General features: G+C 60.6%; 21 protein-coding genes and 4 tRNA genes. 9 read left to right on the forward strand and 16 right to left on the reverse strand.

Annotation, left to right across the window (positions count from 1 at the left end):
- The 6 genes from EIY71_RS24140 to EIY71_RS24165 form a co-directional block, all read right to left on the reverse strand.
- Positions 1 to 1,550 (reverse strand): DUF6531 domain-containing protein (locus EIY71_RS24140; protein WP_256661106.1); only part of this gene is annotated, 1,550 nt, incomplete at its 3' end.
- A 225-nt stretch (positions 1,551 to 1,775) separates the two neighbouring features.
- Positions 1,776 to 2,183 carry an SEL1-like repeat protein gene (locus EIY71_RS24145; RefSeq protein WP_085608825.1) on the reverse strand — a complete coding sequence of 136 codons (408 nt, stop codon included), beginning with the start codon at positions 2,181 to 2,183 and terminating at the stop codon, positions 1,776 to 1,778.
- Complete coding sequence (locus tag EIY71_RS24150; protein ID WP_003223109.1) at positions 2,184 to 2,555, reverse strand: hypothetical protein; 372 nt, start codon at positions 2,553 to 2,555, stop codon at positions 2,184 to 2,186.
- Positions 2,552 to 2,893, reverse strand: a complete 342-nt coding sequence (locus EIY71_RS24155; RefSeq protein WP_102688669.1) for a helix-turn-helix transcriptional regulator — start codon at positions 2,891 to 2,893, stop codon at positions 2,552 to 2,554. Before EIY71_RS24155 ends, EIY71_RS24150 begins: the two co-directional genes overlap by 4 nt.
- A gap of 114 nt (positions 2,894 to 3,007) precedes the next feature.
- Positions 3,008 to 3,463, reverse strand: coding sequence for a YkvA family protein (locus EIY71_RS24160; RefSeq protein ID WP_007950434.1), 456 nt, complete (start codon positions 3,461 to 3,463; stop codon positions 3,008 to 3,010).
- A 294-nt stretch (positions 3,464 to 3,757) separates the two neighbouring features.
- A complete protein-coding gene (locus EIY71_RS24165; protein WP_007950433.1) occupies positions 3,758 to 4,474 on the reverse strand; it encodes an FKBP-type peptidyl-prolyl cis-trans isomerase in 717 nt (238 codons plus the stop codon).
- Positions 4,475 to 4,744: 270 nt separating this feature from the next.
- Between EIY71_RS24165 and EIY71_RS24170 the strand changes: the two genes are divergently transcribed.
- Both EIY71_RS24170 and EIY71_RS24175 read left to right on the forward strand, forming a co-directional pair.
- Positions 4,745 to 6,553 (forward strand): di-heme-cytochrome C peroxidase, encoded by a 1,809-nt coding sequence (locus EIY71_RS24170; RefSeq protein WP_134023436.1) that lies wholly within the window; start codon positions 4,745 to 4,747, stop codon positions 6,551 to 6,553.
- Positions 6,554 to 6,579: 26 nt separating this feature from the next.
- Positions 6,580 to 7,716, forward strand: a complete 1,137-nt coding sequence (locus tag EIY71_RS24175) for a catalase family protein (RefSeq protein ID WP_178083795.1) — start codon at positions 6,580 to 6,582, stop codon at positions 7,714 to 7,716.
- 144 nt (positions 7,717 to 7,860) lie between these two features.
- Here EIY71_RS24175 and EIY71_RS24180 read toward each other — a convergent pair.
- From EIY71_RS24180 to EIY71_RS24195, 4 genes are all read right to left on the reverse strand, one after another.
- Positions 7,861 to 7,937 (reverse strand) — tRNA-Asp (locus EIY71_RS24180).
- A gap of 19 nt (positions 7,938 to 7,956) precedes the next feature.
- A tRNA-Val gene (locus tag EIY71_RS24185) sits at positions 7,957 to 8,032 on the reverse strand.
- Positions 8,033 to 8,221: 189 nt separating this feature from the next.
- Positions 8,222 to 8,298, reverse strand: a tRNA-Asp gene (locus tag EIY71_RS24190).
- Between the two features lie 19 nt (positions 8,299 to 8,317).
- Positions 8,318 to 8,393: transfer RNA gene (locus EIY71_RS24195), tRNA-Val, on the reverse strand.
- A gap of 159 nt (positions 8,394 to 8,552) precedes the next feature.
- Between EIY71_RS24195 and rdgC the strand changes: the two genes are divergently transcribed.
- The 3 genes from rdgC to sugE all read left to right on the forward strand — a co-directional run bounded on the left by rdgC (position 8,553) and on the right by sugE (position 10,946).
- Positions 8,553 to 9,473: a recombination-associated protein RdgC gene (gene rdgC / locus EIY71_RS24200; protein WP_007950430.1), complete on the forward strand. Its 921-nt coding sequence runs from the start codon at positions 8,553 to 8,555 to the stop codon at positions 9,471 to 9,473.
- A 74-nt stretch (positions 9,474 to 9,547) separates the two neighbouring features.
- Positions 9,548 to 10,513, forward strand: coding sequence for a bile acid:sodium symporter family protein (locus EIY71_RS24205; RefSeq protein WP_085747050.1), 966 nt, complete (start codon positions 9,548 to 9,550; stop codon positions 10,511 to 10,513).
- Positions 10,514 to 10,631: 118 nt separating this feature from the next.
- Positions 10,632 to 10,946 carry a quaternary ammonium compound efflux SMR transporter SugE gene (sugE, locus tag EIY71_RS24210; protein ID WP_039769847.1) on the forward strand — a complete coding sequence of 105 codons (315 nt, stop codon included), beginning with the start codon at positions 10,632 to 10,634 and terminating at the stop codon, positions 10,944 to 10,946.
- A gap of 104 nt (positions 10,947 to 11,050) precedes the next feature.
- On the opposite strand, the gene EIY71_RS24215 is transcribed toward sugE, so the two are convergent.
- The 4 genes from EIY71_RS24215 to EIY71_RS24230 form a co-directional block, all read right to left on the reverse strand.
- Entirely contained in the window at positions 11,051 to 12,925 is a 1,875-nt protein-coding gene (locus EIY71_RS24215; RefSeq protein WP_085747051.1) for an MFS transporter, read from the reverse strand.
- Positions 12,926 to 13,035: 110 nt separating this feature from the next.
- Complete coding sequence (locus tag EIY71_RS24220; RefSeq protein WP_134023440.1) at positions 13,036 to 14,187, reverse strand: TDT family transporter; 1,152 nt, start codon at positions 14,185 to 14,187, stop codon at positions 13,036 to 13,038.
- Between the two features lie 105 nt (positions 14,188 to 14,292).
- Positions 14,293 to 14,604 carry a cupin domain-containing protein gene (locus tag EIY71_RS24225; RefSeq protein ID WP_134023442.1) on the reverse strand — a complete coding sequence of 104 codons (312 nt, stop codon included), beginning with the start codon at positions 14,602 to 14,604 and terminating at the stop codon, positions 14,293 to 14,295.
- Between the two features lie 53 nt (positions 14,605 to 14,657).
- On the reverse strand, positions 14,658 to 15,845 hold the full coding sequence (locus EIY71_RS24230; protein ID WP_134023444.1) for an MFS transporter: 1,188 nt from the start codon (positions 15,843 to 15,845) through the stop codon (positions 14,658 to 14,660).
- A 91-nt stretch (positions 15,846 to 15,936) separates the two neighbouring features.
- On the opposite strand from EIY71_RS24230, the gene EIY71_RS24235 reads away from it, so the two are divergent.
- Both EIY71_RS24235 and EIY71_RS24240 read left to right on the forward strand, forming a co-directional pair.
- Positions 15,937 to 16,479, forward strand: a complete 543-nt coding sequence (locus EIY71_RS24235) for a TetR/AcrR family transcriptional regulator (RefSeq protein WP_102718411.1) — start codon at positions 15,937 to 15,939, stop codon at positions 16,477 to 16,479.
- 134 nt (positions 16,480 to 16,613) lie between these two features.
- Complete coding sequence (locus EIY71_RS24240; RefSeq protein WP_085747055.1) at positions 16,614 to 20,084, forward strand: hybrid sensor histidine kinase/response regulator; 3,471 nt, start codon at positions 16,614 to 16,616, stop codon at positions 20,082 to 20,084.
- Positions 20,085 to 20,093: 9 nt separating this feature from the next.
- Here EIY71_RS24240 and rmuC read toward each other — a convergent pair whose 3' ends face one another.
- Positions 20,094 to 21,458 carry a DNA recombination protein RmuC gene (rmuC, locus tag EIY71_RS24245; RefSeq protein WP_165369556.1) on the reverse strand — a complete coding sequence of 455 codons (1,365 nt, stop codon included), beginning with the start codon at positions 21,456 to 21,458 and terminating at the stop codon, positions 20,094 to 20,096.
- A 175-nt stretch (positions 21,459 to 21,633) separates the two neighbouring features.
- Complete coding sequence (locus EIY71_RS24250) at positions 21,634 to 21,957, reverse strand: hypothetical protein (protein WP_085611478.1); 324 nt, start codon at positions 21,955 to 21,957, stop codon at positions 21,634 to 21,636.
- Between the two features lie 954 nt (positions 21,958 to 22,911).
- Here EIY71_RS24250 and EIY71_RS24260 point away from each other — a divergent pair.
- Positions 22,912 to 23,136, forward strand: coding sequence for a hypothetical protein (locus EIY71_RS24260; protein ID WP_007950419.1), 225 nt, complete (start codon positions 22,912 to 22,914; stop codon positions 23,134 to 23,136).
- 276 nt (positions 23,137 to 23,412) lie between these two features.
- A complete protein-coding gene (locus tag EIY71_RS24265; protein WP_011333151.1) occupies positions 23,413 to 23,895 on the forward strand; it encodes a hypothetical protein in 483 nt (160 codons plus the stop codon).
- Positions 23,896 to 23,978: the final 83 nt, after the last annotated feature.

Here is a 23,978-nt window from a genome sequence, read left to right on the forward strand (position 1 = left end):
GCCCGAAAGTGATAAAACCGCGCCGCGTCCCCCGCCAGCGCAACAATCAACTCCTCCGGCTCATCCCCGAGAAAGATCGCCGCCCGCGACAGGCTGTTGTGTATCGCCGGCCGCTCGACACTCGGCAGCGGAAACCGCGTACGCCGGTTCTCGTGGTCAATCCAGACCACGCCATCGCCATCAACCTCCAGCCGATGCGCCAGCGAATGACTCCAGCCAAACCCCAGCCCGACATCAATCTCGGCCGCGCTGCTGCGGTACAAGCGGCTGAACTCGAACGGCAACAGCCCATCGAGCACGCCATCGGTCAGTGTCAACAACTCTTCGCCGGTGACCATCGACACCGGACAGCCGTTGGTGCAGGTCAGCGGCGCACAATCGGCACTGTCACCGTTGGGGTTCTTCGCCTGATCCGGCTTGTCGTCGTGGTGCTCGTCTTTTTTCAGGAAGGCATTGCGCCGGGCATCCCAGCGCAATTGCATGCGCCCCTTTTTCACCCCGGCAGCAATGCCCCGTGCGGCGACGGATTTGTACTGGTTCACGTAGCCGATGAAGGTGCTGACGATGCCGAACATCGCCTTCACCAGGCGCGCCACCGCCGACAGCAACTGAGCGCCACGCTCCGCCAGACGCAAGGTCAGATACGCAATCCCCGCCCCGGCACCGACAAAGGTCAGCACAACGCCGATCAACACATCGATCAGCAGTTGAACCACCACCATCGATACCGCCTCGGCGGTTTTCCCGGCAATCTCATTGGGAGGCAGCATTTCCAGCCAGAGGCTGGAAGTACGCAGCAACAAACACAGCGCCGCCTCGTCACTGACCAGTAACTGAAGCTTCTCCATCATTTCAGGCGCTGTTTCTGCCAGCGCGATCAACTGTGCGGCGCCACTGCCCAACCGCTCGGCAAACTTCCCAGGATCCTGGAGAATTTCCGACAGCAACCCGATGCTGTCCCACACTCCCTCGATCGCTGCCCAGCTCCCGGCCAGCATGCCGTTCCCGGCCGCGGTGGCCACCGACTGCGACCATTGCGGCTTGAATCCCTGCCACTCGCTGCGCAGCCAGCCATCCAGCTGCCGAGTCAGGCCATCGTAGGATTCGAAAAGCGCATCAACCTGCTGCTCGCTGGCCTCGCCGTGCACCACCACCCGGTAGAACTTGCCCGCCTCACCGGTGAACTCCCCTTTGCCCTGAGCATTGAGGGTGACCGACTCGACTGCACCGCCCTCCACCGCCACCACATCGACAACGATGTCGCCCAACGGAATGTCGTACGCCGACTCGAACTTGCTCTCGATCTCCATCGGCCCGCTTTCCGGGCATTGCACGACCGCAGAAGAAAAACGGCCGTCGTCTATCGCAACCGCCGTGCTGCGCTCGCCGAAACGGATGATCCGCTCCATCCCCATCAGCGACGGCAGATCGGCCGTATGACTGACAGTGTCTGCCGAGCGGCTGAGCCAGTGCTTCAGCTGTTCGCGATAGAGATCGAGGGTGCGGGGAAAGCTGTCGAGTTCTTGCTCGATGCGGGTGACGGCATCCATCAGCGCATCTCCATGCGCATGGCGAAACGAAAAACCGGGTCAAACATGTGCGTTCCCTCGCGCAAAAATCAGGCGAGGGACTTTGCGGGGGATCAAACAGAAAAGAAGTCAGGCGAGTAGGCGAAGGATGTAGGAGAAGTCTGTAACTGATTTTTATCGAACTGCAGACGCAAAAACGGGGCGGGAGGTTTCCCTCACGCCCCGTTCACGGAACAGATGATTTGCTTATTGAGAAGCGTCTCGGCCGGCCAGCTCTTTCAACTTGAGCTCCGCCAACGGATGCCCGGCCTTCGCGGCCATGGTCCACCAGCGAGCGGCCTCCGAAGGATCTGGCGCTTTGCTCGGCGTACCTGCAAGACTGATGACACCGACTTGATACGCCGCCTTGCCATCCCCGGCCAGCGCAGCCAGTCGCAACAACCGCACACCTTCCTCACGTGCGCCCAGGCCAACCCCGCGAAACGTCAGGATGTGCCCGTAAAAACTCTGCGCGCCGACATCGCCCAGATTGGCCATGCGCGCAAACTGCCCTTCGAGCCAGCGCCAGCCGCGGGGCTGACGGACAAACCACGACCAGTGAAACAGCCTACGGGCCAGCCAGTAACTTGCCCGCGCCTTGAGTCGTAAAAACACTCAGGCCTCCGCCGATTCCGGGTACTCGTACTCAAACACCCGCACCACTTCCGAAGCATGCCAGGAGGCGGCGGCAACGCCGTCGGACGGCCCGGAAAAGCGCCCCAGACGCTCGACACACTCAAAGAAACCGGTGCGTGGCAGGCGGCTGGCACCCTGGCTGATCACCAGCGAGCTGCGCAACGGTTGTTCGGCTTTCGCGTCCAGTGCGGCGAGATGCTCAAGTGCCGCGGTCAATGTCTGCATGGCCGGCGTGGGCAGTTGCAGGCGTTCAAGCAAGGCTCGATAAGTCAAAAGATGGCGCTGCCTGCGCGCCTGATCCAGCTCCCCCAGCAATCCGTCCCAATGTTGACGACTGATGCGTACGCTCACGATTGTTCCCTCCACCCTGGCACCGTCAACTCCCAGGCCAGGCTGCGGCGAATCGCGGCGTCGGGCAGACGCTCGCCACTTTCGATCATGGCCAGGTAAGACGGGCTGATGCCTACCGTGCGGGCCAGCGCCTCGATGGCGATGCCCTTCCCTTCGCGCAAACTGCGTAACTGATCCAGACCTGGAAGAATCGGGTCCGGGGTTGCCGCAAGCGGCGCTGGAGCCAGTTGCGACGGTGCTTCGTTGATGCCTGCTGCTTTCAGTAGAGCCTGATACTGAGCCCATGGCAGAACCGCATATTCGGGCTCGCCATCGCGTGCAATTATCTGAATATCCATGACTACCCCGTAGGACAACAACACTTAGCGAGTCGGCACTTTTCCCTAGAAGTGTAATCCTAACAGCGGCCAAGGTCGTGGGGGGTATCTATCTGTGTACGAGGCTGTCGCGATTCAGGACTTTTTCGGCCCCTGAAGCTGAAGTTGCTCGGGTGTATCGGGCAGACGCTCGACCACTCTGAGCTTTTCCGGAGCCTGGCGCTGGCGCCACAGGCGGAAGGCATTCAGTTCATCGTCGAGGGTTTTCATCAGCCAGGCGAGGACGGCGATGTCATCGAGCATGCCGAACATGGGAATGAAATCCGGGATCGCATCCACCGGACTGAGGAAGTACATCAGACCCGCCACCACCGAAACGATGGCCTTGGCGCTGATCGCACGGTACTCGCCGCGCCAGTACGCCAGACACAACGCCTGCAACAGACGCAGATCGTCCTTCAGCTTGCCGAGACGATTGCCCTGAGCGGCGCCTTTGCTGGCCACGGCGAACAACAAGGTCGGCAAGCGACCTCGAGCCAGCAGGCGTCCGGCCAAAGGCAGGAATCGGGCGAAATTCCACGGCGCTTTCATTTATTTCTCCCGTTGAAATGTTATCCACACAAATTGTGGATAACCTTGTGAACAGAGCTGCATTTCAGCGCTGAGAGCCCCGTTTCATAAGGGCTGCGCTCAGATCGGGCGTTTTTTACTCACATAAAAAATCTCAATATTTCATTGACTTGGCAGCCCCGGGCGTCTAGCGCGGGCAACCTTAAAGTCTAGGACTGCCATGACCGGCATCGGTTCGGTCTGTTTACGCCGACCATCGTCCAGATGCAACAACGCCCCGCATAAGCGAGGCGTTGTTGTTGAAACCGGCGCAGATTACTTGGCGGCGGCGTCTTCTTTGGCTGGATCCTTGATGGCCAGCAGTTCCAGGTCGAAAACCAGAACCGAGTTGGCCGGGATTGCCGGGCTCGGCGATTGTGCGCCGTAAGCCAGATCGCTAGGGATGTACAGCTTGTACTTCTCGCCAACGTGCATCAGTTGCAGGCCTTCTACCCAACCCGGGATCACACCGCTGACCGGCAGATCGATCGGGCTGCCGCGCTCGACGGAGCTGTCGAAAACGGTGCCGTTGGTCAGCTTGCCGGTGTAGTGAACGGTCACGACGTCGGTCGGCTTAGGCTGTGGGCCGTCGGCTTTCTTGACCACTTCGTACTGCAGACCGGAAGCGGTGGTGGTCACGCCGGCTTTCTTGCCGTTTTCTTCGAGGAATTTCTTGCCGGCGGCTGCCGACTCTTCGCTCATCTTGGCCATGCGCTCTTCGGCACGCTTTTGCAGCGCGGCGAAAGCTTCGACCAGTTCTTCATCTTTCAGCTTCTGTTCTTTCTTGCCGACGGCATCTTCGATGCCCTGGGCTACCGCTTTGGAGTCCAGATCATCCATGCCTTCCTGAGCAAGGCTCTTGCCCATGTTCAGGCCGATACCGTAGGAAGCTTTTTGCGCCGGGGTTTTCAGCTCTACGCTGGTCTGCGAATCACAACCCGCGAGTACCAGGCTAACCAGGGCAACCGCCGCCGCCAACCGATGCTGTTTCATGCTATTTCCTTGTTCATGCGCCGAAAGGGCAATCGAGTAAAGCCGCGAGCTTATCAGGCCGCCACGACCAATGGCTACCGGCATGAGAGCAGGAATCTTCCGATAAGTTCAGGGATTAAAAAGCATTTGGCGAAAGGCACGATGAAGCTTCTGTCATCTTTCGCCGACAGCAATTGATGCCGCTTCCCACAACACTTGGCGTAATGGCCACTTGCCGCACATGACTCGGCTCAGGCATAACAGCGCAACAACTCGACAAGGATGTTCATCTTGCGCCTCTTATACCGTGTGCTGACGCTGATCGTGGTGCTGCTGGGACTGGTCCTGGCGGTGGTTCTTTACTATGTCGCCAATCCGAGATTGCCCTTCCCTGCGCCCGCAAAACAGGTGCATTACCTGAACCAGTGGACTGAGCAAGAGCGCCAGACCTACTACTTCACTCCGCAGGGAACGCAGGTCAAAGGCCTTCGTTACGAATGGTTTCAGGCGCTGGAGCTGCCATTCTCGCAGCAACGTTTTGCCTCCCCGGAATACCTCGCGCGCTTCGGCTTTCTGATCGATCCGCAGCAGAAAGCCACGCCGGACAACCCGGGGAATCTGCCGGTAGGTTTCGCCCGGCACCAGAATCCCGGCAGCGCCGAGCAATATCTCGACATCACGTGTGCGGCCTGCCACACCGGTGAACTGCACTTCAATGGCCAGGCAATCCGTATTGACGGCGGCTCGGCCCAGCATGTGTTGCCCTCCAGCGTTCCTACATTGCGCGGCGGCAGTTTCGGACAGGCATTGGTCGCCAGTCTTACCTCGACTTACTACAACCCGTGGAAATTCGAACGCTTCGCTCGCCACGTGCTGGGCAACGACTACGACGCCCGCCACGAACAACTGCGCAAAGACTTCAAACACTCACTGAACAACTTCATCAAAGTGGCCTGGAACGACACCCATCGCGGCCTCTACCCCACCGAAGAAGGCCCGGGCCGCACCGACGCGTTCGGGCGTATCGCCAACGCGACCTTCGGCGACGCGATTTCCCCGGACAACTACCGCGTGGCCAACGCCCCGGTGGATTACCCGCAACTGTGGGACATGTGGACGTTCGACTGGGTGCAGTGGAACGGTTCGGCGCAACAACCGATGGCGCGCAATATCGGCGAGGCTTTGGGCGTCGGCGCCACCCTGAATTTCTTCGACGCCAACGGCCAGCCGCTGCAGGGCGATGACCGCTATGCCTCCAGCGTGCGTGTGCGTGATCTGCACACGATCGAAGAAACCCTGCAAAAACTGCGACCGCCAGCCTGGCCTGAAGAGGTACTTGGGCTCGTCGACAAACCCTTGGCAGCCAAGGGGCGAGCCCTGTTCGCCGAGAATTGCGCCGGGTGCCACGTACCGCGCCAGACCCAGGACGGCGAGCGCTGGGTGCAACATCTGCGCATGCTCCCGGTGGACGTCATCGGCACCGACCCGAACTCCGCCAACAACATTGCCAATCACCGTTTCGACCTGACCGCCCTGCAATGGAACCCGGCGGAACTCGAACAAATGGACGTGAAGTTGCACCCCAAACCCAAGGAACCGCTGGACCTCAGCCAGCTGTCAGTGGCCAAGGGACTGGCTTACGTCACCGCCTTCGTGGAAAACCGTGCGTACCGTGAAGCAGGCGTCACCGCCGCCGAGAAACCACAGCTCGACGGCTTCGGTCTGCCGATCGGCGTTCGCGAAAAAGTTGCCTACAAGGCGCGTCCGCTTGCCGGCGTATGGGCCACGGCCCCGTTCCTGCACAACGGCTCGGTGCCGAGCCTTTATCAGTTGCTGTCGCCTCAGGACGAGCGCGCCACCACCTTCTATAAAGGCACCTTCGAATACGACCCGCGCCATCTGGGCTACCGCACCGAAGCCTTCACCAACGGTTTCCTGTTCGACACCCGCATCACCGGCAACCACAACAGCGGCCACGAATTCCGCGCCGGCGAGCGCGGCAACGGCGTCATCGGCCGACTGCTGCAGCCAGAAGAGCGCTGGGCGCTGCTGGAATACCTGAAAGTGCTGGGCGGCCCGCTGGAGGCGCAACTGCCATGATCTTCAATTCCTTCACAAGACCTTCGATACTGGCGCGTTTCTGGCTCTGGCTGGGACGGTTACTGGGTAAAACCCTGTTGATCCTGCTGGTGATCGGCCTGATCGGCTGGGCCCTGACCAGCGCGTGGTTCGCCTGGCAGCACCGTGGCCCGGTGTCGGCGCTGGAGCAGATTCCAGATGGCGAAGCCGCCATGACCCAGGACGTGATTCAGACCGCCGTGCGCATCGTCGATCAGCACCGCGAAAGCACCCGCTACCTGCGCGATGCACATGCCAAGGCTCATGGCTGCGTGAAGGCCGATGTGCAGGTGTTGCCGGATCTGGCTCAGGAATTGCGCCAGGGCGTTTTCAGCGAACCGGGCAAGCTGTGGAAAGCGACGATGCGCCTGTCCAACGGCAACGCCTATCCGCAATTCGACAGCATCCGCGATGCCCGGGGCATGGCGCTCAAATTGCTCGATGTGCCGGGCAAGCAGTTGCTGGGGGACCGTCAGGGGCTGCACGAGCAGGATTTCGTGATGTTCAGTCACCCGAACTTCTTTGTCAGCGATGTCGCCGAGTATCGTCAGAATGTGGCGGCGCAGGCTGACGGCAAGAAGGTCATGGCGTTTTTTCCGGGGTGGGATCCGCGCAGCTGGCAGATCCGGCATTTGTTCATTGCATTGGCAACCCTATCGCCACCGCCGGAAAGCCCGACCCGCACGACCTATTTCTCGGTATCGCCCTACAAGTTCGGCGAGGCCAATGCCAAGTTCCGGGTGATGCCGGATCCGGAGCGCTGCCCCGCTTATACCTTGCCGAAACAGAACCACGATCTGCCGAACTTCCTGCGCAATGCGCTGAATCAACAGCTGTCCACCGACCGGATTCCGGCGTGTTTCGTGTTGCAAATTCAGCGGCAGGACGCGAACAAGTACATGCCGATCGAAGACACCAGCATCGAATGGCGCGAGCAGGACAGCCCATTCCAGACAGTGGCGCGGATCACCCTGCCCCCGCAGGACTTCGACACCCCGGCGCTGAACCTGCAATGCGACAACCTTTCCTTCAACCCTTGGTTCGGCATCGACGCTCATCGCCCGATTGGCGGGATCAACCGCCTGCGCAAGGCGGTGTATGAAGCGGTCAGCGATTACCGCCACAGCCGCAACTCGGCGCAATAGCAGCGCCAGAAACGAAAAAAGCGACCTTCAAAGGTCGCTTTCTCATGTTCAGGCCGGCAAAAGCCAAATCCCGGACAGCAAAAAGCCCGCGCTAGGCGGGCTTTCTGTGGTGATCTGGCGTTCAGTGTTCCAGATTACCGAATATGGCGCAGCGGACGGGACTCGAACCCGCGACCCCCGGCGTGACAGGCCGGTATTCTAACCGACTGAACTACCGCTGCGCGAAACGCTTGAAACGAATGGTGGGTGATGACGGGATCGAACCGCCGACATTCTGCTTGTAAGGCAGACGCTCTCCCAGCTGAGCTAATCACCCTTCGCTTCGTTACGGGGCGCATTATGCCACAGATTTTCGTAATGTGTTGATTTAATTGAAGTTTTTTTCAAATAAATCCGAAAACCGTGAAACGACACATCCCGCATGTACAACTCGAGGCAGAAAAAAACCCGCCTTGGCGGGTTTTTCCGTGGTGACCTGGCGTTCAGTGTTCCAGGTTACCGAATATGGCGCAGCGGACGGGACTCGAACCCGCGACCCCCGGCGTGACAGGCCGGTATTCTAACCGACTGAACTACCGCTGCGCTAAACACTTGAAACGAATGGTGGGTGATGACGGGATCGAACCGCCGACATTCTGCTTGTAAGGCAGACGCTCTCCCAGCTGAGCTAATCACCCTTCGCTTCGGTGTGGCGCGCATTCTACGGAGCGACCCAACCTCTGGCAAGCACTTTTTTAAATAATTTTCTCAGCCCTTCCAAAGGCTTAGAGAAGGGTTGGCCTATGACCCGGCGAAGACAATAATGCCCCCCTTTGTATAAAGGAGAGACTCACCCCATGTGGTTCAAAAACCTGCTTATCTATCGCCTGACCCAAGACCTGCCTGTCGATGCCGAGGCGCTGGAAACTGCACTGGCCACCAAACTGGCGCGTCCATGTGCAAGCCAGGAGTTGACCACCTACGGTTTCGTCGCGCCGTTCGGCAAGGGCGAAGATGCTCCACTGGTGCACGTCAGCGGTGACTTCCTGCTGATCTCCGCCCGTAAAGAAGAACGCATCCTGCCGGGCAGCGTCGTGCGTGACGCGGTCAAGGAAAAGGTCGAAGAGATCGAAGCCGAGCAGATGCGCAAGGTCTATAAGAAGGAGCGCGATCAGATCAAGGATGAAATCATCCAGGCCTTCCTGCCGCGCGCCTTTATCCGCCGCTCGTCGACCTTCGCCGCCATCGCGCCGAAACAGGGTCTGATCCTGGTCAACTCGGCCAGCCCGAAACGAGCCGAAGACCTGCTCTCCACCCTGCGTGAAGTGATCGGCACCCTGCCGGTTCGCCCGCTGACCGTGAAAACCGCGCCGACCGCCGTGATGACCGAATGGGTCACCACCCAGCAAGCCGCCCCGGACTTCTTCGTGCTGGACGAATGCGAACTGCGCGACACCCACGAAGACGGCGGCATCGTGCGTTGCAAGCGTCAGGACCTGACCAGCGAAGAAATCCAGCTGCACCTGAGCACCGGCAAGGTGGTGACTCAACTGTCGCTGGCCTGGCAGGACAAGCTGTCGTTCATGCTCGACGACAAGATGACCGTCAAGCGCCTGAAGTTCGAAGATCTGCTGCAGGATCAGGCGGAACAGGACGGCGGCGACGAAGCCCTCGGCCAACTGGACGCCAGCTTCACCCTGATGATGCTGACGTTCGGCGACTTCCTGCCGGCGCTGGTTGAAGCACTGGGCGGCGAAGAGACTCCGCAGGGGATCTAAGCCTCTGCGCAGTCTTTGGGTTATCTTCAAACGCCACCGCTTCGGTGGCGTTTTCACATAATAAGGAACAGGCCATGCGCGCACTGGCTGCACTGAGTCGTTTTGTCGGCAACACCTTCGCTTACTGGGTTCTGATTTTCGCGATGATCGCGTTCCTGCAACCGGCCTGGTTCCTCGGCCTCAAAGGCGCGATCGTGCCGTTGCTCGGGCTGGTGATGTTCGGCATGGGCCTGACCCTCAAACTCGACGACTTCGCCGCCGTCGCCCGCCATCCGTGGCGTGTGGCGCTGGGCGTGGTCGCGCATTTCGTGATCATGCCGGGGATGGCATGGCTGCTGTGCCAGATCTTTCATCTGCCGCCGGAAATCGCCGTCGGCGTGATTCTGGTCGGTTGCTGCCCAAGCGGCACCTCATCGAACGTCATGACCTGGCTGGCCCGTGGCGACCTGGCGCTGTCGGTGGCCATCGCCGCCGTCACCACCCTCCTCGCCCCGCTGCTGACCCCGGCGCTGATCTGGCTGCTGGCCTCGGCCTGGTTGCCGGTTTCGTTCATGGAGTTGTTCTGGTCGATCCTGCAAGTGGTGCTGCTACCAATTGTCCTCGGCGTGGTCGCGCAACGCGTGCTCGGTGACAAGGTCCGCCACGCGGTGGAAGTGCTGCCGCTGGTGTCGGTGGTCAGCATCGTGATCATCGTTGCCGCCGTGGTTGCTGCCAGTCAGGCGAAGATCGCCGAATCCGGCCTGCTGATCATGGCCGTGGTGATGCTGCACAACAGTTTCGGTTATCTGCTGGGTTATTTCACCGGGCGCCTGTTCGGCCTGCCGCTGCCGCAGCGCAAGTCCCTGGCGCTGGAAGTCGGCATGCAGAACTCGGGGTTGGGGGCTGCGCTGGCCAGTGCACACTTCTCGCCGCTGGCGGCGGTGCCGAGCGCGCTGTTCAGTGTGTGGCACAACATTTCCGGGGCGCTGCTTTCGACGTACTTCCGACGGATGAGCGAAAAACAAGACCGTGAGACTCTGGCGCAACAGGCGGCCGACTGATCCCGGATCAAGGCGCGGCGCACAATTTTCGGTAGTATGTGCGCCACGCGGGGACGACCCTGCGGCTCAATCGAGTTTTCAATCTGGGGACGGCCCCGTCAATCGATGGAGGTTTTTCATGTCCTGGATCATTCTGTTTTTCGCCGGCCTGTTCGAAGTCGGCTGGGCCGTCGGCCTGAAATACACCGACGGTTTCACCCGTCCGCTTCCGACCGTTCTCACCGTTGCCGCCATGGCAGTCAGCCTTGGCCTGCTGGGTCTGGCAATGAAGGAATTGCCACTGGGCACGGCCTATGCGATCTGGACTGGCGTCGGTGCCGTGGGCACGGTGATTGCCGGGATCATTCTGTTTGGCGAATCGATGGCGTTGATTCGCCTGGCCAGCGTGGCGTTGATCGTCACCGGGTTGATCGGGCTCAAGGTCAGCGCCTGATTCACTGCCGCTATCGCGAGCAGGCTCGCTCCCACAGTAGTTCTGCATTTACAGTTCCAATGTGGGAGCGAGCCCGCTCGCGATAAGGCCCGCACAATCAACAGCTACCTGACTGTCCCGCGCAATTCCCCGACCAACGCCTGCAACTCCGCTGGCTGCGCTGCTTCAACAGCAACCGGCGAACCCGCCACCAGCGTCACCCGCGACCACAAGCGCCGGAACACTCCCTTGTTCGGATCGCGGCTGAAGAAACTTCCCCACAACCCCTGCAACGCCAGCGGAATCACCGGCACCGGTGTCTCTTCGAGAATCCGCGTCAGCCCGCCCTTGAACTCGTTGATCTCGCCATCAGCGGTCAACTTGCCTTCCGGGAAGATGCACACCAGCTCACCGTCCTTCAGATACTGGGCAATCCGGGTGAAGGCTTTTTCGTAGATCTGGATGTCTTCCTGACGTCCGGCGATAGGAATCGTCCCCGCCGTGCGGAAGATAAAGTTCAGCACCGGCAGGTTGTAGATCTTGTAGTACATGACAAAACGAATCGGCCGACGCACCGCGCCGCCAATCAGCAACGCATCGACGAACGACACGTGGTTGCACACCAGCAACGCAGCGCCCTCATCGGGAATCGCCTCAAGGTTGCGATGCTCGACGCGGTACATCGAATGGCTGAGCAACCAGATCATGAAACGCATGCTGAACTCGGGGACGATCTTGAAGATGTAGGCGTTGACGCCGATGTTGAGCAGCGACACCACCAGAAACAGCTGCGGAATCGACAGCTTGACCACGCTCAACAACACGATGGTGACAATCGCCGAGATCACCATGAACAGCGCGTTGAGAATGTTGTTGGCCGCAATTACCCGCGCCCGCTCGTTCTCGGCAGTGCGCGACTGGATCAACGCGTACAGCGGCACAATATAGAAACCGCCGAAGATCCCGAGGCCCAGCACATCGATCAACACCGCCCAGGCATGGCCGAAACTCAGCACTTCGGTCCAGCTATGGCCAACAGCGCTTTCTGGAATTCCACCGGAATGCCACCACAGCAACAGCCCGAAAACCGTCAGGCCGAACGAGCCAAACGGCACCAGGCCGATCTCGACTTTGCGTCCGGATAGCTTCTCGCACAGCATCGAACCCAGTGCGATGCCGACCGAAAACACGGTAAGGATCAGGGTGACCACGGTTTCGTCGCCGTGCATCCATTCCTTGGCGTAGGCCGGGATCTGCGTCAGATAAATCGCCCCGACGAACCAGAACCACGAGTTGCCAACGATCGAGCGCGACACAGCAGGTGTCTGCCCCAGGCCGAGTTTCAGGGTCGCCCAGGACTGACTGAAGATGTTCCAGTTAAGGCGCATTTCCGGGGTCGCCGCCGCGGCGCGGGGAATGCTGCGACTGGCCAGATAACCCAGCACGGCGATGCCGACAATCGCGGCGGACACCACCGGCGCGTAATTGGCCGACGACATCATCACCCCGGCACCGATGGTCCCGGCCAGGATCGCCAGAAACGTGCCCATCTCCACCAGCCCGTTGCCGCCGACCAGTTCATCGTCGCGCAAAGCCTGCGGCAGGATCGAATACTTCACCGGCCCGAACAGCGCCGAGTGCGTGCCCATGGCGAACAGCGCCACCAGCATCAGCGACAGGTGATCGAACAGGAAGCCGACGGATCCCACGGCCATGATGGCGATTTCTGCGAGCTTGATCAGACGGATCAACGCGTCCTTGGCGAATTTTTCCCCAAACTGTCCGGCCAGCGCCGAAAACAGGAAGAACGGCAGAATAAACAGCAGCGCGCACAGGTTGACCCAGATGGAGCGGTCACCTTCGATGGTCAGCCGATAGAGAATGGCGAGGATCAGCGACTGCTTGAACACGTTATCGTTGAACGCGCCCAGCGACTGGGTAATGAAGAACGGCAGGAAGCGCCGGGTGCGCAGCAGGTTGAACTGTGAGGGGTGACTCATCTTCCGTGTGACCCTGTTGTTTTTGGAAAGAGAAGGTAGCGAGTGGCCTGGCTACGCTTATAAGAATCTCGAACCGCGATCCAGGCCACACATTACCTAATCTTTGCAGGTTATTTCTTCAAACCTGCAATGCACGGTGAAACAAACAGCTCGCCGCGCCATGCACCTTGCAGCGTACGTTTACCGACGATCAGCCACATCACCGCCAGCAACGTCACCAGTACACAACCGGCCACACTGAAGAACGTCAGGTGCAACGTGCTGCCCAGTTTCAGGGTTGCCAGCGAATAAACGCCCAGCGGGAAGGTGAAGCCCCACCAGCCAAGGTTGAACGGAATGCCGTCACGCAGGTAACGCACGGTGATCAGCAGCGCCATCAGCATCCACCACAGACCGAAGCCCCACAGCGTGATCCCGGCGACCAGGCCCAGGCCCGACGCCATTTCGCCGATGCCCGGCAGACCGTTGGCCGCGAAGATCGCCGGGGCGTCGCCACCCAGCAGCAACATGCCCAGGGCGCCGGTGCCGATTGGCCCCAGGGCCAGCCAGCTCGATGCCGCCATGTTTTCGTGGGGCAATTTGTGCAAGGCCATGCGCAACAACAGGATGGTCAGGATGCTGAACGCCACCGGCAGAGAAAAGGCCCAGAGCACGTAGCTGGTCACCAGCACCACCAGTTGCGAATGGGCATCGGCGAGATGCGGCGCGAGCAGTCCACCGCTGGCCGCCGCCACTTCCGCGGCCACCACCGGCAGCAGCCAGACGGCGGTCATCTGATCGATGCTGTGTTCCTGGCGGGTAAACATCATGTAGGGGATCAGCACACCGCAGGCCAGCGACATCGCCACGTCCAGCCACCACAGCACTTCGACGAGATGAATGACGCCCTCACCCCAGCGCGGCAGACCGAACAGCAGAAAACCGTTGATGATGGTCGCCAGCCCCATCGGAATGGTGCCGAAGAACATCGAAACCGTGGAATGGCCGAAGATCCGCCGCGCCTCGTCGAAGAACAGAATCCAGCGGGCGGCGTAGGCAACGGTAAACAGCACGAACAACAGAATGTTGAACAACCACAGCCCTTCGGCCACGGCGTGCAGGCCGGGAATGGACACCGGCAATTGCGCCAGCGCCAACGCCAGCACACCGGTGCCCATAGTGGCGGCGAACCAGTTCGGGGTGAATTGGCGAATCACTTCACGCGGGTGCTGAAGCTGGCTGAATGGCTTGATGCCGGGTTTGGCGCTGTTGGGGCAAATCATCATGAACTCCTGTCCTCTGGTGAGGTTGAGCCCATGGTAGAACCGAATCGAATATCTATATAACGGGTAATATCTCTAACCGTTATCTGTTTTGTAGATATGCAGTCAGACACTGCTTTCGGTTTCGATCACCAGAATCCGCGCCGCGCCCTGCGGATGAGCGACGTGTTCAGTGCCGATGGACGCGTAGAAGATGTCGCCAACATCAAGCAAGACCTGCCTCTCCTCACCTTCTTCGCGGTAGTGCATGAGCACTTTGCCGTCGAGCACCACAAACACTTCTTCACCGTCATTGACGTGCCATTTGTACGGCTGATCAGTCCAGTGCAGGCGCGTGGTGATGCCGTTCATGTTGGCGATGTCGAGCGCGCCCCAGGCGCGCTCGGCGGTGAAGGTCTTGCTGCGGATGATCTTCATGCGTCGGTCCGTGAGAAGAAGGGGCTGGCCAAGGCTAACCGAATCCAGAGGTGTTATGGAGCGCTGCAAGTCTTGGCCGCTTGCGCCCGGAAACTCATCAGCAGCGCACCGACCGCCAGCACAATCAGCACCGCGCCATACACATCGGTGGTGGTCAGCAGGCCCACGCTGTGGGTGAAATGTCCGGCCAGCAACGCCGGCAGGCAGAACGCCAGGTAACTCAGCACATAAAACGCCGACATCAATCCGGCACGCTCATGGGGAAATGCCAGCGGCACCAGACTGCGTACCGTTCCGAGGAAACCCGAGCCAAAGCCACAACCGGCCACCAGCGTGCCGAAGAAGAACAGCGACAGACTGGCGCTATGCACGCCCAACAGAATCAGCACGATACCGGCCGGCAGCAGACTCGCCCCAAGTTGTAGCGCGCGGGAGGCAGGACGATTGCGCAAGGTGAAGATCATCAATGCACCGGTCACGGTCAGCGCCGCCACGGTCGCGCCGCCGATCAGGTTGGAGGTGGAACCGGTGGCCGTGCGCACCAGCGACGGTGCCAGCGAGGCATAAAAACCGCCGAGCGCCCAGGTCGCGGTGTTTAGCGGCAAGACTCGCCACAGCGTCGAACGCGCCTGAACCGGCACATGCAGGGTCGGCCGCAACGAGGCCCATGCCCCGGCCTGCGGCGAGACGCTTTCCGGCAGGCGCCAAACATAGATGCCCTGCAACACAAACAGCGCGAGCAGCAACCAATATGTCAACTGCAACGGCGCCGGGGCGAACTCGGCCAGCAAGCCGCAGCCCATGCCGCCTAAAGCCATGCCCAGCAACGGCGCAACGCTGTTGATCAACGGCCCTTGCTGGCGATCAGTGTCCAGCAGCGTCGCGCTCAACACAGCGGTGGCCATGCCGGTGGCGAAACCTTGCAGCACTCGCGCGCCGATCAGCCAGCCCACGCTGTCCGCGTAGATAAACAGCAGCATCGCCAGCGCATTGAGCGTCACGGCGGTGAAGATCACCGGTTTGCGTCCCAGGTGATCCGACAGCGAACCGACCGTCAGCAACGCGGCCAGCAGACTGAGGGCGTAGACGCCGAAAATCAGGGTCAATACCGCTGCCGAAAAATGCAGCTGATCCTGATACAGGTGATACAACGGCGTCGGCGCAGTGGAAGCGGCGAGAAAACTCAGTAAGGTGATCGCCAGAAACCACAGGCTGGAACGATGGGAAGCAAGGCTGGTCATGGGCACACTCCGCAAAAGCTAATTTTTTGCTTTTGCGGAGTGTGCTCTCGGCTTGCGCTTAAAGCAAATTCTTTGTGTTAAGGTCTGCCGCATGGCTATTAAAGAAGGTTTACGCCCTGGCGGTCGCAGCGCCCGGGTGCAGGAGTCGATTCATTCGGCAGTCCGCGCGCTTCTGCAAGAACAGGAGCGCTCAACGGTGACCGTCCCGCAAATCGCGGCGCGGGCCGGCGTGACGCCGTCGACGATTTATCGGCGTTGGGGAGATCTGGCCGCCTTGCTGGCCGACGTCGCCCTCGCCCGCATGCGTCCCGACAGCGAGCCGGCTGAAACCGGCAGCCTGCGTAGCGACATCCGTGCATGGGCCGAACAGTATCTCGACGAAATGAGTTCGGAGCCCGGACGCAACATGATGCGCGACGTGCAGGCGAGCGCGACGCCGGGCTATTGCGTAACGATCATCGGCGCGCAACTCCAGACCATCATCGAGCGCCACCCCAAGGAAACGGCGCCGAGCGTGGATCGTCTGATCAATCTGGTGGTGTCCCCGGTGGTGTTCCGCATTCTGTTTTCGGCAGCGCCGCTGGAAGTCGAAGAACTGCACCGCTTGATCGACATCGCGCTCAAACCGGACTGACCCCAGAACTGCCCGGTTCTGTTCCTGCGACACCCCGCCGCGCCACGACCTTGGTCGACACTGACTAACCGTCGCGCCCGTGCGAGACTGTCTGACCGGGCGCGAGTCCGGTCGTTTTCTGTCGGGAGTGTTCCATGTCGTTGTCCACCGGGCTGATCGCCGCCGTCGCCCTGGCCTATATGGCCATCATGTTCGCCATCGCCTTCTACGGCGACCGTCGCAGCGCACCGCTGCCGCCACGGGTGCGCGCCTGGGTGTACAGCCTGTCGCTGGCGGTCTACTGCACCAGCTGGACGTTTTTCGGCGCGGTCGGTCAGGCGGCCGAACAGCTGTGGTCGTTCCTGCCGATCTACCTGGGGCCGATCCTGCTGCTGCTCGGTGCGCCGTGGGTGCTGCAGAAGATGGTGATGATCAGCAAACAGGAGAACATCACCTCCATCGCCGACTTCATCGCCGCCCGGTACGGTAAATCCCAGTCGTTGGCGGTGGTCGTCGCGCTGATCTGTCTGGTCGGCGTTCTCCCTTATATAGCCTTGCAACTCAAAGGCATTGTCCTCGGCGTAAACCTGCTGATCGGTGCCGGCGCCGACGCCATGGGCACCCGCGCCCAGGACACGGCGCTGATCGTGTCACTGGTGCTGGCGCTGTTCACCATCGTTTTCGGTACGCGCAACCTCGATGCCACCGAGCACCACCGGGGCATGGTGCTGGCGATTGCTTTCGAGTCGCTGGTCAAACTGTTCGCCTTCCTCGCCGTCGGCGCCTTCGTCACCTACGGGCTGTATGACGGCTTCGACGACCTGTTCAATCAGGCGATGCTCGCCCCGCGCCTTGAGGAATACTGGAAAGAAACCATCAACTGGCCGTCGATGGTGGTGCAGACCGGCGTGGCGATGATGGCGATCATCTGCCTGCCCCGGCAGTTCCACGTGACGGTGGTCGAGAACATCGACCCGCAGGATCTGCGCCTGGCCAAATGGGTGTTCCCGGCCTACCTCGCACTGGCCGCGTTGTTTGTCGTCCCGATCGCCCTGGCCGGTCAGATGATGCTGCCCAGCTCGGTCATCCCCGACTCTTTCGTTATCAGCCTGCCATTGGCCCAGGCTCACCCGGCGCTGGCGATGCTGGCGTTTATCGGCGGTGCATCGGCCGCCACCGGCATGGTGATCGTGGCGAGTGTGGCGCTGTCGACCATGGTCTCCAACGACATGCTGTTGCCGTGGCTGCTGCGCCGCAACAATGCCGAGCGGCCGTTCGAAGTTTTCCGCCAGTGGATGCTCTCGGTGCGCCGGGTCAGCATCGTGGTGATTCTGTTGCTGGCTTACGTCAGCTACCGCTTGCTCGGATCGACCGCGAGCCTGGCGACCATCGGCCAGATCGCTTTCGCGGCAGTCACTCAACTGGCCCCGGCGATGCTCGGCGCGCTGTACTGGAAACAGGCCAACCGCCGCGGCGTGTTCGCCGGCCTCGCCGCCGGCACGTTCCTGTGGTTCTACACCCTGATCCTGCCGATCGCTGCGCGCAGCCTCGGCTGGTCGCTGGACAGTTTCCCCGGGCTCGCCTGGCTGCACAGCAACCCGCTGAACCTGCCGATCACCCCGCTGACCCAAGGCGTGGTGCTGTCGCTGGCGGGCAACTTCACGTTGTTTGCCTGGGTATCTGTGCTGTCGCGCACCCGGGTGTCGGAGCACTGGCAGGCCGGACGTTTTATCGGTCAGGAGATCAGCGCACGGCCGAGCGCCCGCTCGATGCTGGCGGTGCAGATTGATGACTTGCTGCAACTGGCCGCGCGGTTTGTCGGTGAAGAACGCGCGCGGCAGAGCTTCATCCGCTTTGCCTATCGCCAGGGCAAAGGCTTCAACCCGAATCAGAACGCTGACGGCGAATGGATCGCCCACACCGAGCGATTACTGGCCGGTGTCCTTGGCGCCTCTTCGACGCGAGCTGTAGTAAAAGCCGCCATCGAAGGTCGGGAAATGCAGTTGGAGGACGTCGTCCGGATCGCCGACGAAGCCTCGGAAGTGCTGCAGTTCAACCGTGCGCTGCTGCAAGGCGCCATCGAAAACATTACCCAAGGCATCAGCGTGGTCGACCAGTCGCTGAAACTGGTGGCCTGGAACCGGCGCTATCTGGAACTGTTCAACTATCCGGACGGTTTGATCAGCGTTGGCCGACCGATTGCCGACATCATTCGCCACAACGCCGAGCGTGGTTTGTGCGGCCCCGGTGAAGCAGAAGTTCATGTCGCCCGGCGCCTGCACTGGATGCGTCAGGGCCGCGCCCACACGTCTGAGCGGCTGTTCCCCAACGGCCGGGTGATCGAGCTGATCGGCAACCCGATGCCCGGCGGCGGTTTCGTCATGAGTTTCACCGACATCACCGCGTTCCGCGAAGCCGAGCAGGCTTTGACCGAGGCCAACGAAGGGCTGGAGCAACGGGTCAGCGAACGGACGCAGGAACTGTCGCAACTCAACGTCGCGCTGACCGAAGCCAAGGGCAATGCCGAGGCGGCCAACCAGTCCAAGACCCGTTTCCTCGCCGCCGTCAGCCACGATCTGATGCAGCCTCTGAACGCCGCACGGCTGTTCTCTGCCGCCCTCTCCCATCAGGAAGACGGCCTGAGCGGCGAAGCGCAGAAACTGGTGCAGCATCTGGACAGCTCGCTGCGTTCGGCCGAAGACCTGATCAGCGATCTGCTGGACATTTCCCGTCTGGAAAACGGCAAGATCAACCCGGATCGCAAGCCGTTCGCGGTCAATGAGCTGTTCGATATTCTCGGCGCGGAGTTCAAGGCGCTCGCCCAGGAACAGGGCTTGAGCTTCCGGGTACGCGGAAGTCAGTTACGCATCGACAGCGACATCAAACTGCTGCGGCGCATTCTGCAGAACTTCCTCACCAACGCATTCCGCTACGCAAAAGGCCCGGTACTGCTGGGCGTGCGTCGACGAAAAGGCGAAATCTGTCTGGAAGTGTGGGATCGCGGGCCGGGGATTCCGGAGGACAAACAGCAAGTGATCTTCGAGGAATTCAAACGCCTCGACAGCCACCAGACCCGCGCCGAAAAAGGTCTGGGCCTGGGTCTGGCGATCGCCGATGGTCTCTGCCGCGTGCTCGGCCATACCTTGCGCGTGCGCTCATGGCCGGGGCGCGGCAGCGTGTTCAGTGTCCGCGTACCGTTGGCCAAAGCGCAGACGGTACAGCCGGCGGCGGCGGTGGAAATCAATGGCAAATTGCACAGCGGCGCGCAGGTGCTGTGCATCGACAACGAAGACAGCATTCTGATCGGCATGAACAGCCTGCTCACGCGCTGGGGCTGCCAGGTCTGGACCGCACGCAACCGCGAAGAATGTGCGGCACTGCTCGACGACGGCGTGCGGCCACAATTGGCATTGGTGGACTATCACCTTGATCACGGCGAAACCGGCACCGATCTGATGGCCTGGTTGCGCACAAGGCTGGGCGAACCGGTGCCCGGCGTGGTGATCAGCGCCGACGGGCATCCGGAAACGGTGGCGCAGGTGCACGCGGCGGGACTGGATTACCTGGCCAAACCGGTGAAGCCGGCGGCGTTGCGGGCGTTATTGAGTCGCTATTTGCCGCTCTAGCAGAGCGGCTTATTCAGGCAGTTCGACCAACCCGTCGGCGTCGGTCATTGCGCGCTCCAGCAGGTCTGCAGGCAGGCTTTTGCTGGCTCGTGCGCCGAGCAGCTTGAGCTGTTCGCTGCGGCTGACCAGGTTGCCCCGCCCTTCCGTCAGCTTGTTGCGCGCCGCGCTGTAGGCCTTGTCCAGTTGCTGCAAGCGATTGCCGACTTCGTCCAGATCCTGAATGAACAACACGAACTTGTCGTACAGCCAACCGGCGCGCTCGGCGATTTCCCGGGCGTTCTGACTCTGGCGCTCCTGCTTCCACAGGCTGTCGATGACTCGCAAAGTGGCCAGCAGCGTGGTCGGGCTGACGATCACGATGTTGCGGTCGAAGGCTTCCTGAAACAGCGTCGGCTCGGCCTGCAACGCGGCTGAAAACGCCGCTTCGATGGGCACGAACAGCAAGACGAAATCGAGGCTGTGCAAACCTTCCAGACGCTTGTAATCCTTGCCGGCCAGGCCTTTGACGTGGCTGCGCAAGGACAGCACGTGCTGCTTCATGGCGATCTGGCCGATGGCATCGTCGTCCGCCGCGACGTACTGCTGATACGCGGTGAGACTGACCTTGGAGTCGACCACCACTTGCTTGTCGCCCGGCAGATAAATGATCACGTCCGGCTGGAAACGCTCGCCGTCCGGGCCCTTGAGGTTGACCTGGGTCTGGTACTCGCGGCCCTTCTCCAGCCCGGCATGCTCAAGCACGCGCTCGAGAATCAACTCGCCCCAGTTGCCCTGAGTCTTCTGGCCCTTCAGGGCACGGGTCAGGTTGGTCGCTTCGTCGCTGAGGCGCAGGTTCAGTTGCTGCAAACGCTCCAGCTCCTTGGCCAGCGAAAAACGCTCGCGGGCTTCGGCCTGATAGCTTTCCTCGACGCGTTTTTCGAACGACTGGATGCGTTCCTTCAAAGGATCAAGCAATTGGCCGAGGCGCTGCTGGCTGGTTTCGGCGAAGCGTTGTTCGCGCTCATCGAAGATCTTGCCGGCCAGTTCGGCGAACTGTGCGCGCAGCTCGTCACGGGAACCTTGCAGGTCATCCAGGCGTTGTTGATGGCTTTCCTGTTGCTCGCGCAATTCGGCATTCAGCGAAGCCGCCTGGGCGTCCAGGCGCCGTAACTCGGCTTCTTTGTTGGCGCGTTCGAGGTTCCAGGCATGGGCAGCGTCACGGGCATCATCGCGCTCGATCTGCAACAGCTCGACTTCCCGGCGCACGGCCGCGAGATCAGCTTGTTTGGAGGCGTTGGCCTGGCCGAGATCGGCGATTTCATCGCGGCAGGCTTCAAGTTGAGCAGTGAGGCCGTCCTGGGCCATTTGTGCCATAGCCAGCCGCTCTTCGAGCAACGCGACTTCAGACTGGTTCTGACTGGCCCGGCGTTGCAGTTGCCAGGCCAGCGCCAGCAGCGGCACGGCCGCGCCTGCCAGCCCCAGCAGGATGCTGGTCAAGTCCATCGCCATAGTGATTCCCGCCGATCCGATAAAGCCTGAAGGTTAACCAAGGCGTCTGGTCTTGGACAGCTCAGTCTTCGATCAGGCCGAGTTCCTGTTGCGCGCGGCGGTCACCGGCGCGGGCGGCCTGACGCAACAGGTCCTGGCCGATCCGGCGATCCCGGGCATTGCCGCACTCGCGGCACATCAACTGGCCGAGGCGACTTTGCGCGGCGACCACCCCTTCCCGGGCCGGTTGCTTGAGCAGGCGGCCGGCGAGGTGCTTGGCATTCTGGCTGTCGCCAAGACGCGGGCTGTCGAGCAGCCATTCGGCCACGCGCACGGAAAATCGCTTGGGAGCGGTAACACGAGGGAGTTGGGAGGTAACAGATTCTGGAGCTGAACGAAACTTCATAAAGCACTGTGGGACAGATCGGAAGGCGCGCCACTCTACTCTTTTTTTCGCACAGGTAAAGTCGAAAAAAACCCGGCACGCCCGTGCTAGAGCAAGCGCTCGGGACAATCCACAGAAGCTGTGGATAACTCAGTGGACAACCGCCCTCCAGTCGCCGCAAAGCCTTGTGGAACGGGGCTCGCAGTCAAACTGACGATTTTTTCACCAGTTAAAAAAAGCGATGTTTTTCATTGACTTAAACTTTCGATGCAGGCAGCCATCGGGGTCAGGATTGTTGTGACAGCGCCGTTACAGTCTGCGCAACTAATGTGCACAAGTACCTGTTACGCGGTTATATCGATGCGCCTTTTCGGGTCGTTTTGGCATTCGGGCTGGGGATAAGCCCCTGCGCCGAGCGTTCGCATCTGTCGGGTAGTGGCGACCGACGGTCGTTTAGCGAGTCAGATCGGGGCACGCGCGGAGTCCGGGCACCGCGCCCGGGATTTTTTTGATGATCGGGTTTGCCTTCTTCAGACCGTTCCGTTAGTATCCGCGGCGTTAGTACCAAGCTGAAAGTCAATTCCGGTCGAACACACCCCCACGGTCAAGTTTCTCTCACAGAAGTCTTCACCGGAAACAGCGGGATCGACCCCTCGATGGTTTCCAGGTAAATCTTGCGACGACACCGCCTTTGAATCGAATGCAAAGGGTGTTGCGAAGACCACTTACTCTGACCGAACCAACCTGCAAATTGATCAGGATCTTCACCCCGGGCCCAGAACCTCTGCCCTCGATGTGTTGCCTGTCCTCCTAAGTACCTACCTGCCAGCCCAAGCGCGCCAACTTTTATAGCGCTCGAACTGGCTGCCTTGTTCCAGTCGGGTTCTTCGTTCGACCAATGGTGGTTGACGTTACTGGAACGTTTTAACGTTGCACGGTTCTTATCCGTGTCATTTGTAGGAACACCTAATAACTATGTCGACTCAAATCCAGACTCAGGATGCCATTCGCACCCTAACCAACGCTTTTGCCCCAATGAACTGCCTGATCATGGCCGCTCGCAAAGGCTGCTTCAGCTTCACCGTGGTCAATGAACACGGGATCGCCCGCCACAGCGAGCGTCTGTACCCCGATCAATACTCCAGCGCCGAACCGCTGCAGGCCGTGATTGATCGCACCCGTCAGGCATTGATCGCCTGAGAGGCCGAAATGGCTGCAAAAGCAAAAGCCCCGCTGAGAATGCGGGGCTTTTTATTGCCCGATGTTTCACTTCTGTCACTTTCTGCCTAATCACTAACCGATATAACGGTTATAACGCCTCGCCGGAAATATTTTAAAAACAGGCCTTTACGTCGCGAATATGACACTACACTTCAACTCAAGCGGCGTGATCCGCTTCCGGCGAGCCTGAGTCGATCCACAGCTGCCAAGCTCCCCTTCAGGTCTCGCCGCCCGATAACAAGATCCGAGGGTTTTATGGGTATCGCTGCCAGCGAACTGTGCCGCTACGTGATCCGTCCCACGCTGATCTACCTGGGACGCCACTGCGCAACTGCCGAATCCCTTCTGCTGGGCATTGCTGCCAGCCAGTCCGCCCTCGGTTCCGCCCTGCATGACCGCCGTGGCCACGGCCTGTACCGGATTGCCGAACACCGTCACCAGGCCCTCTGGGATCATTACCTGGCGCTGGACCCGGAACGCGCCAGCCTGGTTCGCGGCCTCGCCAGCCAACATGCATTTCTCAGCGGGCCGCACCTCGAACTGACGGTCAACCTGCGTTACGCCACGGCCATCGCCTGGCTGCTGGTGGAAGAACAAAACCCCATCCTCCCCGAGCCGGACGATCTGCTGGGCATGGCGCGCATCTGGCGTCAGACCTTCCAGCCTCAAGGTCGTCTGCGCGATTTCACCTGCGCCTGGCAAACCTGTGTTTCACCGCTGAATCAGGTCGCTTGCTGACCCGCCGGTTTCACAACATCGCCCAACGGGTCGCGAATCTGGTCGGATTGTCCTACAAAACCGCTCTAACTCAAGGCATACGG

Source organism: Pseudomonas sp. CH235 (genome assembly GCF_004368175.1).
GTDB lineage: Bacteria > Pseudomonadota > Gammaproteobacteria > Pseudomonadales > Pseudomonadaceae > Aquipseudomonas > Aquipseudomonas paraglycinae.

Excerpts from the sequence above, each read along its gene's own strand:
- EIY71_RS24250 (WP_085611478.1), bottom strand. The coding sequence starts at position 21,957 with ATGAAGTTTCGTTCAGCTCCAGAATCTGTTACCTCCCAACTCCCTCGT.
- EIY71_RS24230 (WP_134023444.1), bottom strand. The coding sequence starts at position 15,845 with ATGACCAGCCTTGCTTCCCATCGTTCCAGCCTGTGGTTTCTGGCGATC.
- rdgC (WP_007950430.1), top strand. The coding sequence starts at position 8,553 with ATGTGGTTCAAAAACCTGCTTATCTATCGCCTGACCCAAGACCTGCCT.
- EIY71_RS24155 (WP_102688669.1), bottom strand. The coding sequence starts at position 2,893 with ATGGATATTCAGATAATTGCACGCGATGGCGAGCCCGAATATGCGGTT.
- EIY71_RS24205 (WP_085747050.1), top strand. The coding sequence starts at position 9,548 with ATGCGCGCACTGGCTGCACTGAGTCGTTTTGTCGGCAACACCTTCGCT.
- EIY71_RS24160 (WP_007950434.1), bottom strand. The coding sequence starts at position 3,463 with ATGAAAGCGCCGTGGAATTTCGCCCGATTCCTGCCTTTGGCCGGACGC.
- EIY71_RS24220 (WP_134023440.1), bottom strand. The coding sequence starts at position 14,187 with ATGATTTGCCCCAACAGCGCCAAACCCGGCATCAAGCCATTCAGCCAG.
- EIY71_RS24165 (WP_007950433.1), bottom strand. The coding sequence starts at position 4,474 with ATGAAACAGCATCGGTTGGCGGCGGCGGTTGCCCTGGTTAGCCTGGTA.
- EIY71_RS24225 (WP_134023442.1), bottom strand. The coding sequence starts at position 14,604 with ATGAAGATCATCCGCAGCAAGACCTTCACCGCCGAGCGCGCCTGGGGC.
- EIY71_RS24235 (WP_102718411.1), top strand. The coding sequence starts at position 15,937 with ATGGCTATTAAAGAAGGTTTACGCCCTGGCGGTCGCAGCGCCCGGGTG.
- EIY71_RS24260 (WP_007950419.1), top strand. The coding sequence starts at position 22,912 with ATGTCGACTCAAATCCAGACTCAGGATGCCATTCGCACCCTAACCAAC.
- sugE (WP_039769847.1), top strand. The coding sequence starts at position 10,632 with ATGTCCTGGATCATTCTGTTTTTCGCCGGCCTGTTCGAAGTCGGCTGG.
- EIY71_RS24215 (WP_085747051.1), bottom strand. The coding sequence starts at position 12,925 with ATGAGTCACCCCTCACAGTTCAACCTGCTGCGCACCCGGCGCTTCCTG.
- EIY71_RS24265 (WP_011333151.1), top strand. The coding sequence starts at position 23,413 with ATGGGTATCGCTGCCAGCGAACTGTGCCGCTACGTGATCCGTCCCACG.
- EIY71_RS24240 (WP_085747055.1), top strand. The coding sequence starts at position 16,614 with ATGTCGTTGTCCACCGGGCTGATCGCCGCCGTCGCCCTGGCCTATATG.